Below are 15692 nucleotides of genomic sequence, written 5' to 3' on the forward strand. Positions count from 1 at the left end.
AGATCGCAGTCATGAGCACCTCTCAGCCCAACACTCCCCTGTCCTGTTCCCGTCGCTCCTTCCTGCGCGGAATGGCAGTCGCCACCGCCACCACCGCCTCCGGAGCGCTGCTGGCCGCCTGCGCCGGCGAAGAGGTCGTGGCGAAGGCAGATGCCGCTGACCTGGAGGTCGGCGGGGCAACGATCCTGGACGGCTGGGTGCTTTCCCGTCCGGGTGAAAACGAGTACAAGGCGTTTTCCACCAGCTGCCCGCACGCGGGCGGCACGATCAATTCCATCGAAAAGGCCGGGGACGTCACCGTGGCGGTCTGCCCGAAGCACGGGTCCAAGTTCGACGTGGCTACTGGCGACGTGGTGGAAGGTCCCTCCCGTGATCCGATGAGCCCGGCCAAGAAGGTGGAGCGCAACGGCGACTCCATCGAGATCACCAACTAAGGCACCACGCTCAGTCGCCGAACTAGCGCGCCGAACTAAGCCACCACGCTAACGCGCCATGTCGATGCGCTGATCACTGACCTGCGTGGCGTAGCGGGCGTCGTGACAGGTCCACAGCACTGTCGGCGCGGCTTGGCTGGCCTGCGGGCTCTGCGGGCTCGCGGCGCTCTGCGGGCCCCGCCCGATCAGCCGCGCATACTCGCCGTCGGCGTAGCGGCGCAGCAGCTCCGCCAGCTCGCCATAGCCCGGCGTGTCTAACCCCACCGTCGGCTCATCCAGCATCACCAGGTCGGCACCGCGCACCATCGCGGCCGCGACCAGCACGATCCGCCGTTTCGCCGCGGGCACGTCCAGCGGGTGCGTGTCCGCCCACTGCCCCAGTCCGGCAAAATCGATCACCGCAGTGGCCAGTTCCTCCCCCGCCCCGATGGCCAGTTCCTCGGCGACTGTGCGGGCGGTTATCGCCTGGTCCATCTGCGTCGGTGCCCAGCCCTTCGATCCCTCGGCCAGCAGGGTGCCGCGGTACTTCAGCAGCCCCAGCGCCCCCAGGAAAAGGGTCGTCTTGCCGCACCCGTTCGGCCCGGCCAGGTGCACTATCTGCCCTGCGGGTACCTCCAGGTTTATGGGTCCGACGCCACCTCGGCGGAAAACCACCCCCCGCGCCAGCAAGGCCGTCCCCGCGCTCCCCTGAGTTGCAGCCTGCGAGGCCACCGAACCGGCTGAAGGCTTCGGCGCAGGGGAAGGTTCCAGGGCGCCGTCGGCTAGTAGTCGCTGGTGCGAGGGGGCGTCATCACTCAAGGCCGAACCCGAACGATCGTAAACGGTGACGGGACCGGGGAAGTCCGCGATGGCACGGCGCAGGGTCTCGACGGCGGTGGCGTCCAAGCCGTCGAGAGGGCAATCGAGCACCAACGCTTCAGGGCGGGCCAGCAGAGCGGCAGCGATAGCTACGCGGCGGGTCTGGCCTGTGGATAAGGTGGCGGGGTTCTGCTCTGCCTGGCCCTCCAGACCCCACAGGCGCAGCGCGGCCGCCACGCGGTCCTGCATCTCTACCTGCGGCACGCCACGCTGTTCCATGGGGAAGGCGAGCTCTTCGGCGACCGTGTTGCGCAGCAGGGAGATGTGCGCGCTGGCCTCGTTGCCAACCCACGCAGCGCCCGTCTTTTCAGCGTATGCCCAGGCGTGTTCGGACAGCCCGGCGCCGCTGTCTCCCCAGATGTAGGTACTCAAAGGCATTGTTCGGGTGGGTCTTTCTAGTCGCTTGGCTCATGCGGGTGCTTAGTGGTGCTGGTGCTTGCGTGCGCTCCTAGCACTGCTAGTTCACTGCCCACCAGCATCCCACCACCAAGGCGGCGAAAGCCAACAGGCGGACTGCCCAGTCCACTGCGGTATCTGGGACGGGGCGCAGCACGGTGCGCGGGCCGGGCTCGCCGATCCCGGTGCGCTGCAGCGGGCGGGCGCGGGTGGCGGCATCGTCCACCATGCCGACGATCAGCGGCAACACCATGCGACACTTCGCCCGCACGGTTGTCACGTCCACTCCCCGGGAGGCGCGGACTTGCTGAATCGTCTGCCAACGGGCGCGAGCCAGCGGCAGCAGCCGGGCGGTCGCGCCAATGACGTACACCAGCTTGGCAGGCAGGCGGGGCTGCACGGTGCGCATCAGCTGGTCGAGGTTCACGAAGCTGCCGATGGTCAGGCCGATCGTGGTGGCAGCTAGGAAGCGGCTGCCCAGGGACAGGGCAATCTGCAGCCCGTCGCGGGTGATGATCCACCAGCCGGGCTCCTGGCCGAAGGGGGCATACATCAAGCCAAAGCCCACGAAGGCCGGCAGTCCTAAGAGGTTGGCTGCAAGGAAGGGACGACGGGGCGTCGAAAAGAAAAGAGCCACAATGGCGCACAGAACCCACGCGATAGCGGACACGGCGAGGCTATCGGCGACGAGGACGAAGATCACCCCGCTGATAGCGAGGGTCAGGTAAGTCAGTGGGTTCATGCGGAAATGGAGCTAGTCCGCCGTCGGGGCGAAAGTGCGGCGAGTGCGCTGAGGCAGCGCGCGAATGACCAGGTAGATGACGGTGAACACGATCAGCTTATCAACAGGGTCGGACGTCCAGGACTGCAAGAACACGGCCGTCATCGGGTCGAAGCCCAGGGAGCGGTAGGCAGTGACCAGCAGACCCGTGCCCGTTCCCGCGGTGCCGCCGAAGATGAAGGAGGCGATGGGGGCGGACAGCAGGGCCGTCAGGAAGCCCACCACCAGGGCGGACAGGGCGATCTTCCAATACGCTCCGGTCCACCAGTTGCGCAGCAGGCCGGCGCAGACTCCGACGAAGGCATAAGCGGCAGCGAAGCCTACAACGGTGGGGTTAAACGTGCCCCACACCAGGGCGGACAGCACGCCGGTGACCAGGCCCGCCCAGGGGCCGGCCAGGGCACCGACCAGCACCGTGCCGATCGAATCTAGGTACAGCGGCAGCGGCAGACCCATGTTGCCGATGATGTGGCCCAGCACCACGTTGATCGCCAGCGCGACCGGCAGCAGCGCCAGGGTGCGCACGGGCAGGCGGGGGATCACGGCGATGAGCGCCAAGATGGCGGGGACGACGAAGCCGACGAGGGCGATAGTGGAGCTCTTGGAATCAGCGAGGGACTCGTAGTTCGAGTCGCTGGGCTGCCAAATGACGAGGGTCAGCCAGGTGGCGACGATGATAATCGCGGCTAGACCGAGCAGTACGTAACTTGCTGTGCGTGACAGGGGGCGCATGGGGGGAATCCTCTACGTCGATGGCCTGTGCGCAACGTCTATGTCACCTCGACGTTTCGCCCATGTGGCCAGTGGTTTTGATGTTTGTTTAATGCTTACAGATGGCGGCTTGGTTACACAAATCGGGCGACTCACAGGTGACCAATTTTCGTGATCTAGTTGACAGACTAAGCTGTCTATTCTTAAATAGTTGAGCAAGCGCCCCGCGCACCGCGGCGGCTACTACAGCCTGCCGCACAACCGCGCCTTCTGGAGCCCCGGGAAAGGCAGCACCGCGTGGGAACCGCACTGGCTTACCCCCCTTCGGAGGTAGCCGCGAACTGGAAAAACAGAAGTGCAGACTGCACGAGCACAAGCACAAGCACAGAAAGACAGGACAGACGATGACTTTCAACGCAACCGTCGCCGGGGTTCCGCGCATCGGACCTGACCGCGAGCTCAAGAAGGCTCTGGAGGGCTATTGGCGCGATAACTCCACCGGACGCAACCTGGCCAACACCGCAACACGCCTGGTTAACGACTACACCGACGAGCTGCTCGCCGCCGGCTTGGATTCCGCAGCCTTCTCTGGCCGCTCCTTCTACGACGCGGTACTCGACACCACCGCTTTGCTGGGGCTGCTACCCGAGCGCGTCGCTGACATCGCGGATCACGATAACGATGGCCTGCCGCGCTTCATCGACCGATACTTCGCCGCCGCCCGCGGAACCAAGGACCTGCCGGCCTCCGCAATGACGAAGTGGTTCGACACGAACTACCACTACATCGTGCCGGAGCTGGCCAAGGATTCCCGCGTGGAGCTGGACGATTCCGCATTCCTAGAGGACATCCGCGACCAGGTCACCCGCGCTGGCGAGGCCGTCCGCCCCGTCCTGGTGGGCCCGCTGACGTACCTGGCTCTGTCGCGCACCATCGACGGTTCCGATGTCTTCGCTCACCTCGAGGAATTTTTTGACGCCTATTCCCGCCTGCTCAAGCGCATCGCAGACCGCGGCGTGAAGTGGGTACAGTTCGACGAGCCGATCCTGGTTACCGACTTCGCCTACGCGGATGCGGCTGCCAACGAAGACCTGCTGAAGCGCACCCGCGCTGGCTACGAGAAGCTAGCCGAGGTGGCTGGGGCTGGAGAAGAGGGCGTCAACCTGCTTATCCAGACCTACTTCGGTGACGGCAACGCAGCCATCGAGCTACTGAGCGGCTCCGGTGTGGCAGCCTTCGGCGTGGACCTGGTGACAGGTGGCGCTGCTGCTGCCGAGCTGCCTGTATGGACCGGCAAAGAACTGCTGGCCGCTGGCGTAGTGGATGGACACAACGTGTGGCGCACCGACCTGGACGCAGCGCTAAAGACTCTGCAGGGCCTGCAAGAGCGCGGCCCGGTGGCTGTCTCCACGAGCTGTTCCCTGCTGCACGTGCCTTATTCCCTGGAGCGCGAGCAGAACCTAAACGCCGAGGTGCAGAAGTGGCTGGCCTTCGGCTCCGAGAAGATCCGCGAGGTCGCAGCCCTGTCCCGCACCCTGCGCGGCGAGCAGACCGAGGCCGACGAACAGCTGTTCGCCGAGACCCGCGCGGCCATCGAGGACCGCAAGAACTCCACCCTGACCCACAACGCAGCCGTGCGTGAGCGCCAGGATGCCGTGACCGACGCTGACCGCCGCCGCGATTCCATCGAGGCCCGCCGCGAGGCTCAGAAGGCAGAGCTGAACCTGCCGCCGCTGCCGACCACCACCATCGGCTCCTTCCCGCAGACCACGGAGATCCGCCAGGCGCGCGCGAAGCACCGCAAGGGCGAGATCGACGATGCCGCCTACACCCAGGCGATGAAGGACGAGGTCGCGGACGTTATCAAGCGCCAAGAAGAGCTGGGCCTGGACGTGCTGGTGCACGGCGAGCCAGAGCGTAACGACATGGTGCAGTACTTCTCCGAGCAGCTGGATGGCTACCTGTCCACCGAGTACGCGTGGGTGCAGTCCTACGGCTCCCGCTGCGTGCGCCCGCCGATCATCTTCGGCGATGTTTCCCGCCCACACGCCATGACCGTCGACTGGTACAAGGTTGCCGCCGACCTGACCGACAAGCCGGTCAAGGGCATGCTGACCGGCCCGGTGACCATGCTGGCCTGGTCCTTCGTGCGCGACGACCAGCCGCTGGGTGTTACCGCCGACCAGGTTGCGCTGGCACTGCGCGACGAGATTGACGATCTGATCGCCGCTGGCGCCCGCGTGGTGCAGGTGGACGAGCCCGCCATCCGCGAGCTGCTGCCGCTGCGCAAGGAGCAGCAGCCGGACTACCTGGAATGGGCGGTTGGCTCCTTCCGCCTGGCTACCTCGGGCGCGGAGAACAAGGTTCAGATCCACACGCACATGTGCTACTCCGAGTTCAACGAGCTGATCGACACAGTCTCCAACCTGGACGCCGACGTGACCTCCATCGAGGCCGCCCGCAACGGCATGCAGGTTCTGGCCGCGCTGAAGGACGAGGGCTACGAGCTGGGAGTTGGCCCGGGCGTGTGGGACATCCACTCCCCGCGTGTGCCGAAGCAGGAGGAAGTCGACGAGCTACTGACCGCCGCCTTGGGTTCCGTGGATCCCTCTCTACTGTGGGTCAACCCGGACTGCGGCCTGAAGACCCGTGGCTGGGAAGAGACCACTGCTTCCCTGGAGGTACTGGTCGCGGCTGCCAAGAAGGCTCGCGCGCACGTCTAGCCTGGGGTGCTGGCTGGGCCGGCTGGGCTTTTGCAGACCAGCTCGCACCTAACTGGGTTTACCAGGGTTGAATAGCCTCAGCGCTACCCAAACACAACCCGCTCGAACTCTGCGAACACGTCCAGCGGGTCCAACCCCTGGAGGATCTTCGCGTTCGCCGGCTTTTGCCAGTACCCGCCGTCCCAGTCGACCAGCGTCGCACCCCGCGTCAGCGCAGATTCCGCCTCGACTTCGACGGCCCCGGCGCGCACCGAAAACGGCACCCGCCCCAGCATCACCATCGCGGCGGCAAGGTCATGTATCTGCGCGCAATACCCCACCCCTACTGTCTGGTGAAACTCAAAGTAGAAGCGCAGCGCCTCGGAAAGCAGGTGCTTTAACTGCTTTCTTGTTGACGCCACCTCCTCCCCCTCCGAACCTTCCAGCCAACGTTCAAGCCGATCGGGGTACAAAAGCACTGTCTCGGTGACGTTAAGGGGGCACAAGGTTGGCAGGCCGGCCGAACCCTGCGCCTGGCGCCGCTGCGAACGCTGCGCCAGCCGCTCCAGCGAGTATCCGAGCGCATGCGGATCCACCCAAGCGTTCCACTCCGCCAGCGGAGTAGTGTTCCCTGGATAGTTAAAAGCCCCGGTCATGAGGCAAACCTCAGTACCGTCCAACACATCGGGGCAGTGCTCCAGCGCCCACGCAAGGTTCGTAGCTGGCCCCGCAATCAGGAGGTAATCGGCGCCCTCCCAGCTGGCCACAGCCTCTTCGGCATTCGGTGCATAGTCGGCGGGGTCCGCACTGGTGATGTAGTGGCCAAGTCCTGTGGGGCCGTGCGTCTCCGGGGTGGTCACCAGCTCCACGCTCACGGGTTGGGCCGCGCCCGCGAGGACTGGCACGTCCACTCCGCACGCAGCCAGTACATCCGCGCTGTTCGCGGCTGCCTGCGCTGCGCCGCAGTTGCCGGCGCTCGTTGTGACGCCAAGTTCGATCCGCCCCGAAGCATGCAGATGAGCTAGATAGGTCAGAGCCAGGGCATCGTCGATGCCCGTGTCCACATCCGCGACTACCTTCACCCGGTTCGCCGGGTTCGCGGGCGCGGTCGGTGAGTCAGTTGTATCTGCCGAGTGTGAGGTCATGATGCCAATCATGCCAATCCAACGAGTCGCGCGGCACCCAAGCACTCAACCAGCGCTGAAAACAACCCGGCGCGAAAAATTTTTAGCGGTAGCGGCGGAGTCGGCGGGCGCCGGATGGGTCGGGGTAATCCAGGTGAGCATGCTCGTTGAAGCTCAGCAACTGCGCTGCAGTGTCAGCGACGGTATCAGTGCCGGCAGTGTCAGCGGCGGCGTCAGTGCCAGCTGCAGTGTCAGCGGCAGTATCAGTGCCGGCAGTATCAGCGGCAGCGCCCGCGGCTGGGCCCGAAGCAGCTGCGCCGCGGGTGCTGAACACACTCACCGAAGAAGTAAAAATGTTGTTGATCATGTGCGTCCAGTCGGCGCCGATCAGCGCAGCGGCACACATGGAGATCGGGCCGGCGGAGGTGACAACCACGACTGATCCGTGTTGGGCGGCGAGGAAGGTGGCGTCCGAAAATCCTTGCCTTACCTGCGCGGCGAAGGAGGCGAACCCCGGGGTTGAGCGCCACTGCCGTAGGGCCGCATCTACAGCCTGGCCGAGCAGACGGTTGTGCTCCTTCATCCCGCCTGCGACCTGTCCCGAACCTTGCCCTGCGTGCCCTGTGCGCGCGGCGGCGTATGCGCGCCGGATCTGCGCGAGCTCGCCGGGATAGGCTCGGAAATAGGGTGCCAGCACGGCATCCGAGCTGAACTCCCGCCACTCTTCGACCGTCTCTACGGGCTGCGGATCCAAGCCAGCGGCGACCATCTCGGCGTAGATCTCCCCAGCCGTACTGAGCTGTCGACCTAGCGGGCCGGACAGAATGATGGGGCGCTCGCCACTGCCGCTGCCACTGCCGCTGCCACTGCCGCTGCCGATCCGCTCCGCCAGCGCGCGGCCCGTCACCCGCGCCTGTTCGTGCCCGAGTTCAGTGAGCTGATCGTACGTCGCCTCCATCTCCCCCTCCGCGACATTGTCGGTGTGCAGCCCACCGGAATTCGCCTGACCGTGGCGAACCAGATAGAGAATCCCCATTGCTACCGCTCCCAAAACAAACTCGCAAAAACCTGGTGACGTGAAAATCGAGCTTATAACATGTCGTACATGCCACACGGGACAAACCGAGCCACTCGCAAGACCGGCCTCACCCCACGCGCCCGAGAACGACGAGCAACCATCCTCAACGCGGCGCGCGAAGTTTTCGTGCGCGATGGCTACCACGAAGCGAAGCTCACCCAGATCGCCCGCGAGGCACACTGTTCCGTCGGCACGCTGTACACCTACTTCGAAGACAGGGATGACCTCCTGGCCGCGGTGCTGAACCAGGTGGAGGAAGAAATGCGTGGCAGCGGAGGCAAACACCTCAACTTTCACAGCGCCTCCGCGGTGCGTCGTTCCATCGCGGAGGTCAACCGTCAGTACCTGGCCACCTTTCAGCGCAACGCCCGCGAAATGGCGCTGATGGATCAGGTAGCGCAGATCGACCCGAATTTCCGGGAGCAACGACGCCAACGCGCCCGCCGCTTTGTGGATCGGAACACTCGCATGATTGAGCAGCTGCAGCAGAACGGGGTTATCCCCGTCGCCGAGGATCCAGAGATGCTCGCCGCTTCCCTGTCCGGCATGGTCAGCCGTTTGGCGTACAGCATGTTCGTTGAAAAGTACTTCGGGGAGCCCAACCAGCGGACGCTCGACCGCGTTCTGGCTACCGCCAACAAGGTCTGGTTCACAGCGCTCGGGATCTAGTGCGCTGAACAGGTAAAACGCCACAACTTTTCCACGTTTTCCCCGAACGCCATTTATTGAATCAAATTTCATTTTATGATGGGGATCACACCGACACCCGACACTCGAGCACCCCGAAGGATCCCCCTCATGAGTTCTTACGATTTCACCGGGCTCACCGCCATCGTCACCGGCGGCACCCGCGGCATCGGCCACGCCACCGCACTGAAGCTTGCAGCCAGCGGAGCGAACGTGGTCATCACCGGCCGCAAACCAGAAACAGTCACCCCCGCCGCCGAAGAGCTGCAGGCCAAAGCGCAGAAGCTCAACCCCAATGCCGGCCGCGTACTGGGAATCGCCGCGCACGTAGCCGACCCAGAGGCAGCGAAGATGGCCTGCGCCAAGGCCGTTGAAGAGTTCGGCCGACTCGACGTCCTCATCAACAACGCCGGCACGAACCCCGCCTTCGGCCCAGTGCACAAGCAGTCCGCGGACATCATGGCGAAGGTGTTCCAGATCAACACCATCGGCCCGGTCATCTGGACCAGCGCCGCGATCGAGGCAGGCCTCGGCAAGGCCGCCCGCGATGGCGCCGACGGCAGCCCCGGCACCACTGACGGCCCCGCAGGCGCGGTCGTGAACGTCTCCAGCATCGGCGCACTGACCATGGAGGACTACATCGGCGTGTACAACGCCTCCAAGGCCGCCCTGTTGCACTTGTCCAAGCAGATGGCGCGCGAACTGGCTCCACGCATCCGCGTGAACAGCATCTCCCCCGGCGTGGTGCGCACCAAGCTCTCGGAGGCGCTATGGAAGGAAAACGAAGACTCCACCTCCACCCTCATCCCCGCCGGGCGCATCGGCGAACCAGAGGACATCGCAGACGCCATCGCATTCCTTGCCGCACCGACCAGCTCCTGGCTGACCGGCGAAAACCTCGTGGTCGACGGCGGAATGCTCGTCGGCAACAAGACGATCGACGTCACCACACCCGGACAATCCAACTCCGCTGACAAGCCGGTCGGCGGACGATCTGGCGTCGAAAGGTAAGAAACAGTGGACTTCCAACACAGCGAACGATCCCTGGAATACCAGGGCAAGCTCACCGAGTTCATGGACGAATGCGTCTACCCGGCGGAGGCGGTGTACGAACAGCAGATGCGCGAATCGGGCGACCCGCACCACTTCCCCGCCGTCCTCGCGGAGCTGAAGAACGAGGCGAAAAAGCGCGGCCTGTGGAACCTCTTCCACCCTCACCTCGGCGCTGGCGGCGCGGACGCAGCAACCACCGGCGGCGATAGCAACCGCCCCGGCCTGACCAACGCCGAATACGCACCCCTCGCAGAGATCATGGGCCGGTCCATCCACCTCGCCCCCGAGGCCTGCAACTGCAACGCCCCCGACACAGGCAACATGGAGGTCTTCGAGCTCTACGGCACCGACGAGCACCGGGAGAAGTACCTGGAACCCCTACTCAGCGGCGAAATCCGCTCTGCCTTCGCCATGACGGAACCCGGGGTTGCTTCTAGCGACGCCACCAACGTCCGCATGAGCATGGAACGAACAGACGGCGGCTACGTACTCAACGGCCGCAAGTGGTTCACTTCCAACGGCATGCACCCGCACCTCAAGGTCATGATCGTGATGGGCAAGACCAGCCCGGAGGCGGAGATCCACCGCCAGCAGTCCATGCTCGCCGTCCCCGCGGATGCCCCCGGCGTGACCATCGTGCGGAACCTGCCGGTGTTCGGCTACCACGACCGCGAGCGGCAGGCGCTGGCCTACTGGCACGTCCTGGGTCTGTGGAAGGTGGCGATCATCGTCGAGGGCGTGGTCCGCCGAGTGATGAACAACCCCTCCAACCAGGCGATTTCCGGCGCTCCGACCCAGGAGATGGTGGAGTGGATCGTCAACCAGGCGGCTATCACCGCCCGCGAGTACGGTTTTTAGTCCACCATCAGGGACTCGTCATCGCTGGCCAGCAACCGGCCAGCGTTCTTGCCGAGCATGAGCGTGTAGATCTGCTCGATGTGGATCAGTACCGCCATCTTCGGTGGGTTATGCCCCATCTCCTCGGCGTACTTCACCGCTGCATCCCACACCGGCCCTTCGTGGAATAGCTCCGCCGGTCCGATGAACCGGTACCCATCTAGCTCTGCCCAATCCACGACCGCGACGGCGGCCTTCGAGCCAGCCCGGAGGTTTTCCAGGTGTTGCCGGCCGGTGTTTTCGTTGTAGATCAGCGTCTCGTCATCCCACACGCGCAGGCTGCGCTTCGGACCGATGTCCGGCAGCAGCGTCTCGCCGTCGGTCACAGTCGCCAGGTACGGCAGCTGTGCATCAATCATGTCTTTCATTTCTTGGGTTAGCTTCGCCATGAGCTCTGTCCTTTCTTTTTCTGGTTTTCTCTGGCGGTTTTTCCGCACCGCGCTGTCGGTCGCGCGATGTGAAGTTGGCTACACCGCGCACTCTACACAAAAGTTCAAGTCATTGTTGTTGTAAAGTTCGTATTATTGAACTTTGGACGCCACCTTCCCGTGGCCGGCTACCCCAGCCAACAACACGACCAACTACCCAAGCCGTAAAGGACCTCTCCCCCAATGCAACCAACCGCGGTCTCGCAGCCGCGCATCGTCTACTTCTCCTCAGCCTCCGAAAACACCCGACGATTCGTCGACAAGTTGGACATTCCCGCCCGCCGCATCCCCTTGCGGCGCAAGGAGCCGGAGCTCATCGTTGACGAGCCCTATGTGCTCATCACCCCCACCTATGGCGGAGGTGACCCGCGGAAGGCGGTGCCCAGGCAAGTCATCAACTTCCTCAACGATCCGCATAACCGCTCCCTCATCAGGGGTGTGATCACCAGCGGAAACAGGAACTTCGGCACAGCCTACTGCTGCGCCGGACCAACCATCGCCGCCAAGTGCCGGGTGCCGGAGCTCTATCGCTTTGAGCTACTCGGCACAGCCCGCGATGTTGCCCGTGTTCGGGAAGGCATCCGGGAGTTCTGGAATCGGACTGGCGGGGAGATGTGGCGTCCATAAGACAGAGCAAGAGAACACGAGCAAGAAGACACGATCGAGAAGAATCAGAAAGGAAACAATGAGCTACCTCACGCGCTCCCAAACCCCACCCCAATGGCCACACGACCCCGCCCGGCCACTGCGGCCGGTGAATTGGAACCGGCTGGACGACCAAAAGGATCTGGAGATCTGGCAGCGGCTGACCAGCAACTTCTGGCTGCCGGAAAAAGTACCGCTGTCCAACGACCTGCCGACCTGGAACGCACTGACGGACGCAGAACGCGAGCTGACCACCAAGGTATTCACCGGGCTCACACTGCTGGATACTGTGCAGGCGACCGTTGGCGAGATCAGCCAGATCCCGGATGCCCGCACCGAACACGAACAAGCGGTCTACGCCAACATCGCCTTTATGCAGGCCGTTCACGCGCGCAGCTACAGCAGTGTGTTCAGCACAATGTGCAGCAGCGAGGAGATCAACGCCGCATACACCTGGGCTGTTGAGAACCCCGCACTGCAGCGCCGAGCGACGGCGGTGATGCAGCACTACTACGGGGATGATCCGCTCAAACGGAAGGTCGCGGCCACACTGCTGTCCTCCCTGCTGCTGTACGCCGGGTTTTACCTGCCGTTGTGGTTTAGCTGCCGTGGCACGCTGATGAATACAGCCGACATGATCCGACTGATCCTGCGGGACAAGGCCGTCCACGGGTACTACTCGGGATACAAGTTCCAGCGGGGGCTGGAGGCCCACCCGGAGCGCACGGCAGAGCTCGAGGAGTTCACGTTCGCGCTAGTGGAGGAGCTGCTAGAGCTGGAGAAGGAGTATTCCGGAGACCTGTACGGCGGAACCCTACCCGGCGAGAAATCGCTGATCGACGGCGTGATGGCGTTCGTGCATTACAACGCGGATAAGGCGCTAATGAATCTGGGGTATCCGCCGCAGTACGAAGACGAAGCAGCGAAAACGGAGCCGGAAATCATCGCCGCCCTGGCGCCGGATTCCAACGAAACACACGATTTCTTTAGCGGCTCCGGGTCCTCCTACGTGATCGGGCGGGCGGAGTCGACGGAGGAGGACGACTGGGATTTCTAGCGGCGCTAGGCCTAGCCCTCCGCGACGTCGTTGATGACGATCGTCTGGTCGCGGCCCGGGCCTACGCCGATGTAGGAGATCCGGCAGCCGGACAGCTCCTCCAGGCGCTTGACGTAGTCCTGCGCCTTCTGCGGCAGCTCTTCGAAGGTCTTGCAGTCCGTGATGTCCTCGTCCCACGCGGGCATGGTCTCGTAGATCGGGGTGGCGTGGTGGAACTCGGTCTGCGTCATCGGCATTTCGTCGTGGCGCACACCGTCGACGTCGTAGGCCACGCAGATCGGGATCTCGCCGATTCCGGTTAGCACGTCCAGCTTCGTCAGGAAGTAGTCGGTAAAGCCGTTCACGCGGGAGGCGTAGCGGGCAATCACGGAGTCGTACCAGCCACAGCGGCGCTTGCGTCCGGTGTTCACACCGACCTCGCCGCCGGTGGTCTGCAGGAACTCGCCCCACTTGTCGAACAGCTCGGTCGGGAACGGACCGGCACCCACGCGGGTGGTGTAGGCCTTAATGATGCCCAGTGATGCCGTGATGCGCGTCGGCCCAATGCCGGTGCCCACGCACGCGCCGCCGGTGGTGGGGTTAGAGGAAGTCACAAAGGGATACGTGCCGTGGTCCACGTCTAGCATCGTCGCCTGGCCGCCTTCCATCAGCACAGACTTACCGGCGTCCAGAGCCTTATTCAGCTCCGTCGTCGCATCGATCAACATCGGCTTGAGGCGATCGGCGTAGGACAGGAAGTAGTCCACAACCTCGTCCACGTCAACGGCGCGGCGGTTGTAGATCTTCACCAGGATCTGGTTTTTCTGATCCAGCGCCGATTCGATCTTCTGGCGCAGGATGGATTCGTCCAGCAGGTCCTGGGCGCGGATGCCCACACGGGAGACCTTGTCGGCGTACGTCGGACCGATGCCGCGGCCAGTGGTGCCGATGGCGCGCTTGCCTAGGAAGCGCTCTGCCACGCGGTCGATCGCCACGTGGTAGGGCGCCACCAGCTGTGCGTTGGCGGACACGCGCAGGCGGGAGGCGTTTGCTCCGCGAGCTTCCAACCCGTCGATCTCCTCGAACAGCGCCTCCAGGTTCACCACGCAACCGTTGCCGATGATGGGCGTAGCATTCTCGGACAGAACACCTGCGGGCAGCAGCTTGAGCTCGTACTTTTCGCCGCCGACGACGACGGTATGGCCCGCATTATTGCCACCGTTGGGCTTAACTACGTAGTCGACCTTTCCACCTAGAATGTCGGTAGCTTTGCCCTTACCTTCGTCGCCCCACTGGGCACCCACGACAATGATCGCTGCCATGAAACCTAAAACACGTCCTCTGCTTTTGTACTGATGTACTCGTGGTTGTAGCCCCACGCGACACATCTTCACAGGCTGTCATTGATCGGGCGGGGCACTAAGACGTTTAACTATTCTAGTACGTCGCCGGGGGTTGTGGCACTCGCTATGGTGGGTTTCTATGTTGTTCTTGTTGCGTTGCGATATTCCCGCCAGCGATCGGCTGCGCGATCCCGTGTTGCCGGGCGAGGCCGTGGAGTGCCTCGATCTTTCCGCCGTCCCCACCCGCAAGGAGCTGCGCTTCTTGGACGATCTGGAGCGCTTCGTGGTGGGCTCTACCCCGTCGTTGGACGAGTTGATGCAGCGCCCCGACGCTCCCCACTTGGGCGCCCCACAACCGGACCCGCACCAGGTCAGCGAGCGTGTGCGCGTGATCGTGCATGGCAGCGATGCCGCGGTGGCCGCCGTGGTCTCTAAGTTGATGCGTATTGATGCCCTCTGGGTCGAGGTTGGGTTTATCCCTTCCGGCGCTTCGTCGGTCGCTCTTTCTTGGGGTCTGGACGCCACCTTCTCCCCTGCCCAGCACCTCACCTTCGCGCTCGCCTCCCCGGCTGTGCCAACTCCGGTGATCCGCGACGACCACGGAGTGGTGACGTTGGGGGTCGCGGAGGTGACCGGTCCGGTTGACTCTACTGGCAAAGCTGAAAAGGAAGCCGAGATGATCGGCGAAGTGATTGTCGATTCCGAGGTTCTGTACGAGCAGAACAAAGCTGGAACCAGCGACTTCAACAACGGCGTGCGCCTGGTCCCCACCCCGGATGCTCCGGGGTTGGCTGCGGTGCAGCGCCCACCGTTGCCGCGGAAGGGCTGGTTCGGGCGCACGAAAAAGCCCCGCAGCACCGTCTCGCCGACGGTGCTGCGGGGGCGGGCCTTACAGGCCGGAGGGGTGGATCTGGTAGTCACCCGCGATGGGGTGCGCCATCCCCGCCCGCTGAAGTCGGTGACGTTTTACCGCCACCTGCGGGACGGGCAGTTCGTGCGAAACTAAGCTCGCCCGCAATTAGCGAACGTAGCCGTGGGCGCGGGCCCAGTTGTACAGGCAGGTCAAGCCAGCGCCAATCGCAATCACTCCGAACAGAGCCGCGAAGAAGTAGCCCAGCGGGCTGGAACCGACCAGGGATCCGTGGCTGGAGCCAAGGGAACCGGTCAGAGAGCCGGACAGGGAACCACTGGAGCCATCGCTGGAGCCGGAGCTACCTAACAGGCCACCCTTACGCTCCACGTTCACCTTGAGTTCCACGGTGGAAGTCGATCCATCCGGGTAGGTCACGACAACCGGGATGGTGTAGTTGCCCGGCTTCACGTCCTTGCTCGGCTTCAGGGTCACGGTGCCGTCAGGGTTGACGGTAGCCCACTCAGGCGCGCCCTCACCAGCGGTGAATTTCGCACCCGCGCCGGTATCACCCGGAACCTTAGAAGTGACGGTCTCGCCCTGCTTCACGGACACGTCCTCGAAGGAGGGATCGTAGATCTCGTTGGCAGGCTTCACCGTAACAGTGAC

The 15692-nt window shown here is 63.9% G+C and carries 15 protein-coding genes and 1 pseudogene; 8 read left to right on the top strand and 8 right to left on the bottom strand.

Translation table 11 applies throughout. The features are described from left to right. Positions 1-11 precede the first annotated feature (11 nt). Complete coding sequence (locus HMPREF2678_RS01760) at positions 12-434, top strand: Rieske (2Fe-2S) protein (RefSeq protein WP_034974844.1); 423 nt, start codon at positions 12-14, stop codon at positions 432-434. 48 nt (positions 435-482) lie between these two features. Here the strand turns inward: HMPREF2678_RS01760 and HMPREF2678_RS01765 are convergent, their stop codons facing one another. The 3 genes from HMPREF2678_RS01765 to HMPREF2678_RS01775 form a co-directional block, all read right to left on the bottom strand. Then, positions 483-1670 (bottom strand): ATP-binding cassette domain-containing protein, encoded by a 1188-nt coding sequence (locus HMPREF2678_RS01765; protein WP_070550614.1) that lies wholly within the window; start codon positions 1668-1670, stop codon positions 483-485. A gap of 79 nt (positions 1671-1749) precedes the next feature. Then, entirely contained in the window at positions 1750-2430 is a 681-nt protein-coding gene (locus HMPREF2678_RS01770) for an energy-coupling factor transporter transmembrane component T family protein (RefSeq protein WP_070550615.1), read from the bottom strand. A gap of 12 nt (positions 2431-2442) precedes the next feature. Further along, the gene (locus tag HMPREF2678_RS01775) at positions 2443-3192 is read right to left on the bottom strand and encodes an ECF transporter S component (protein WP_196244235.1); all 750 of its coding nucleotides are present in this window, start codon (positions 3190-3192) and stop codon (positions 2443-2445) included. 392 nt (positions 3193-3584) lie between these two features. Between HMPREF2678_RS01775 and metE the strand changes: the two genes are divergently transcribed. Next, positions 3585-5903: a 5-methyltetrahydropteroyltriglutamate--homocysteine S-methyltransferase gene (gene metE, locus HMPREF2678_RS01780; protein ID WP_070550616.1), complete on the top strand. Its 2319-nt coding sequence runs from the start codon at positions 3585-3587 to the stop codon at positions 5901-5903. A gap of 83 nt (positions 5904-5986) precedes the next feature. On the opposite strand, the gene HMPREF2678_RS01785 is transcribed toward metE, so the two are convergent. Both HMPREF2678_RS01785 and HMPREF2678_RS01790 read right to left on the bottom strand, forming a co-directional pair. After that, positions 5987-7027 carry a nucleoside hydrolase gene (locus HMPREF2678_RS01785; RefSeq protein ID WP_070550623.1) on the bottom strand — a complete coding sequence of 347 codons (1041 nt, stop codon included), beginning with the start codon at positions 7025-7027 and terminating at the stop codon, positions 5987-5989. Positions 7028-7109: 82 nt separating this feature from the next. After that, positions 7110-8042 carry a histidine phosphatase family protein gene (locus tag HMPREF2678_RS01790; protein WP_070550617.1) on the bottom strand — a complete coding sequence of 311 codons (933 nt, stop codon included), beginning with the start codon at positions 8040-8042 and terminating at the stop codon, positions 7110-7112. Between the two features lie 69 nt (positions 8043-8111). On the opposite strand from HMPREF2678_RS01790, the gene HMPREF2678_RS01795 reads away from it, so the two are divergent. The 3 genes and pseudogenes from HMPREF2678_RS01795 to HMPREF2678_RS01805 form a co-directional block, all read left to right on the top strand. Then, positions 8112-8753: a TetR/AcrR family transcriptional regulator gene (locus tag HMPREF2678_RS01795; protein ID WP_034969473.1), complete on the top strand. Its 642-nt coding sequence runs from the start codon at positions 8112-8114 to the stop codon at positions 8751-8753. Positions 8754-8882: 129 nt separating this feature from the next. Next, the gene (locus HMPREF2678_RS01800; RefSeq protein WP_070550618.1) at positions 8883-9782 is read left to right on the top strand and encodes an SDR family oxidoreductase; all 900 of its coding nucleotides are present in this window, start codon (positions 8883-8885) and stop codon (positions 9780-9782) included. 6 nt (positions 9783-9788) lie between these two features. Next, positions 9789-10508 (top strand): annotated as a pseudogene (locus tag HMPREF2678_RS01805) (acyl-CoA dehydrogenase family protein); the annotation flags it as partial. A 170-nt stretch (positions 10509-10678) separates the two neighbouring features. Here HMPREF2678_RS01805 and HMPREF2678_RS01810 read toward each other — a convergent pair. Next, the gene (locus tag HMPREF2678_RS01810; RefSeq protein WP_034969277.1) at positions 10679-11110 is read right to left on the bottom strand and encodes a pyridoxamine 5'-phosphate oxidase family protein; all 432 of its coding nucleotides are present in this window, start codon (positions 11108-11110) and stop codon (positions 10679-10681) included. Between the two features lie 222 nt (positions 11111-11332). On the opposite strand from HMPREF2678_RS01810, the gene nrdI reads away from it, so the two are divergent. Together nrdI and nrdF are read left to right on the top strand one after the other, a co-directional pair. Continuing rightward, positions 11333-11776, top strand: a complete 444-nt coding sequence (gene nrdI / locus HMPREF2678_RS01815) for a class Ib ribonucleoside-diphosphate reductase assembly flavoprotein NrdI (RefSeq protein ID WP_034969281.1) — start codon at positions 11333-11335, stop codon at positions 11774-11776. Positions 11777-11834: 58 nt separating this feature from the next. Further along, entirely contained in the window at positions 11835-12851 is a 1017-nt protein-coding gene (gene nrdF / locus HMPREF2678_RS01820; protein ID WP_051873853.1) for a class 1b ribonucleoside-diphosphate reductase subunit beta, read from the top strand. Between the two features lie 11 nt (positions 12852-12862). On the opposite strand, the gene HMPREF2678_RS01825 is transcribed toward nrdF, so the two are convergent. Then, positions 12863-14152 carry an adenylosuccinate synthase gene (locus HMPREF2678_RS01825; protein WP_034971680.1) on the bottom strand — a complete coding sequence of 430 codons (1290 nt, stop codon included), beginning with the start codon at positions 14150-14152 and terminating at the stop codon, positions 12863-12865. Between the two features lie 160 nt (positions 14153-14312). Between HMPREF2678_RS01825 and HMPREF2678_RS01830 the strand changes: the two genes are divergently transcribed. Further along, positions 14313-15179, top strand: coding sequence for a hypothetical protein (locus HMPREF2678_RS01830; RefSeq protein ID WP_070550619.1), 867 nt, complete (start codon positions 14313-14315; stop codon positions 15177-15179). Positions 15180-15191: 12 nt separating this feature from the next. Here HMPREF2678_RS01830 and HMPREF2678_RS01835 read toward each other — a convergent pair. Further along, on the bottom strand, positions 15192-15692 hold a 501-nt coding region (locus HMPREF2678_RS01835; RefSeq protein WP_210382688.1), incomplete at its 5' end, for a Rib/alpha-like domain-containing protein.

Source organism: Corynebacterium sp. HMSC058E07 (genome assembly GCF_001809885.1).
GTDB lineage: Bacteria > Actinomycetota > Actinomycetes > Mycobacteriales > Mycobacteriaceae > Corynebacterium > Corynebacterium macclintockiae.

Excerpts from the sequence above, each read along its gene's own strand:
- HMPREF2678_RS01760 (WP_034974844.1), top strand. The coding sequence starts at position 12 with ATGAGCACCTCTCAGCCCAACACTCCCCTGTCCTGTTCCCGTCGCTCC.
- HMPREF2678_RS01765 (WP_070550614.1), bottom strand. The coding sequence starts at position 1,670 with ATGCCTTTGAGTACCTACATCTGGGGAGACAGCGGCGCCGGGCTGTCC.
- HMPREF2678_RS01770 (WP_070550615.1), bottom strand. The coding sequence starts at position 2,430 with ATGAACCCACTGACTTACCTGACCCTCGCTATCAGCGGGGTGATCTTC.
- metE (WP_070550616.1), top strand. The coding sequence starts at position 3,585 with ATGACTTTCAACGCAACCGTCGCCGGGGTTCCGCGCATCGGACCTGAC.
- HMPREF2678_RS01785 (WP_070550623.1), bottom strand. The coding sequence starts at position 7,027 with ATGACCTCACACTCGGCAGATACAACTGACTCACCGACCGCGCCCGCG.
- HMPREF2678_RS01790 (WP_070550617.1), bottom strand. The coding sequence starts at position 8,042 with ATGGGGATTCTCTATCTGGTTCGCCACGGTCAGGCGAATTCCGGTGGG.
- HMPREF2678_RS01795 (WP_034969473.1), top strand. The coding sequence starts at position 8,112 with ATGCCACACGGGACAAACCGAGCCACTCGCAAGACCGGCCTCACCCCA.
- HMPREF2678_RS01800 (WP_070550618.1), top strand. The coding sequence starts at position 8,883 with ATGAGTTCTTACGATTTCACCGGGCTCACCGCCATCGTCACCGGCGGC.
- HMPREF2678_RS01810 (WP_034969277.1), bottom strand. The coding sequence starts at position 11,110 with ATGGCGAAGCTAACCCAAGAAATGAAAGACATGATTGATGCACAGCTG.
- nrdI (WP_034969281.1), top strand. The coding sequence starts at position 11,333 with ATGCAACCAACCGCGGTCTCGCAGCCGCGCATCGTCTACTTCTCCTCA.
- nrdF (WP_051873853.1), top strand. The coding sequence starts at position 11,835 with ATGAGCTACCTCACGCGCTCCCAAACCCCACCCCAATGGCCACACGAC.
- HMPREF2678_RS01825 (WP_034971680.1), bottom strand. The coding sequence starts at position 14,152 with ATGGCAGCGATCATTGTCGTGGGTGCCCAGTGGGGCGACGAAGGTAAG.
- HMPREF2678_RS01830 (WP_070550619.1), top strand. The coding sequence starts at position 14,313 with ATGTTGTTCTTGTTGCGTTGCGATATTCCCGCCAGCGATCGGCTGCGC.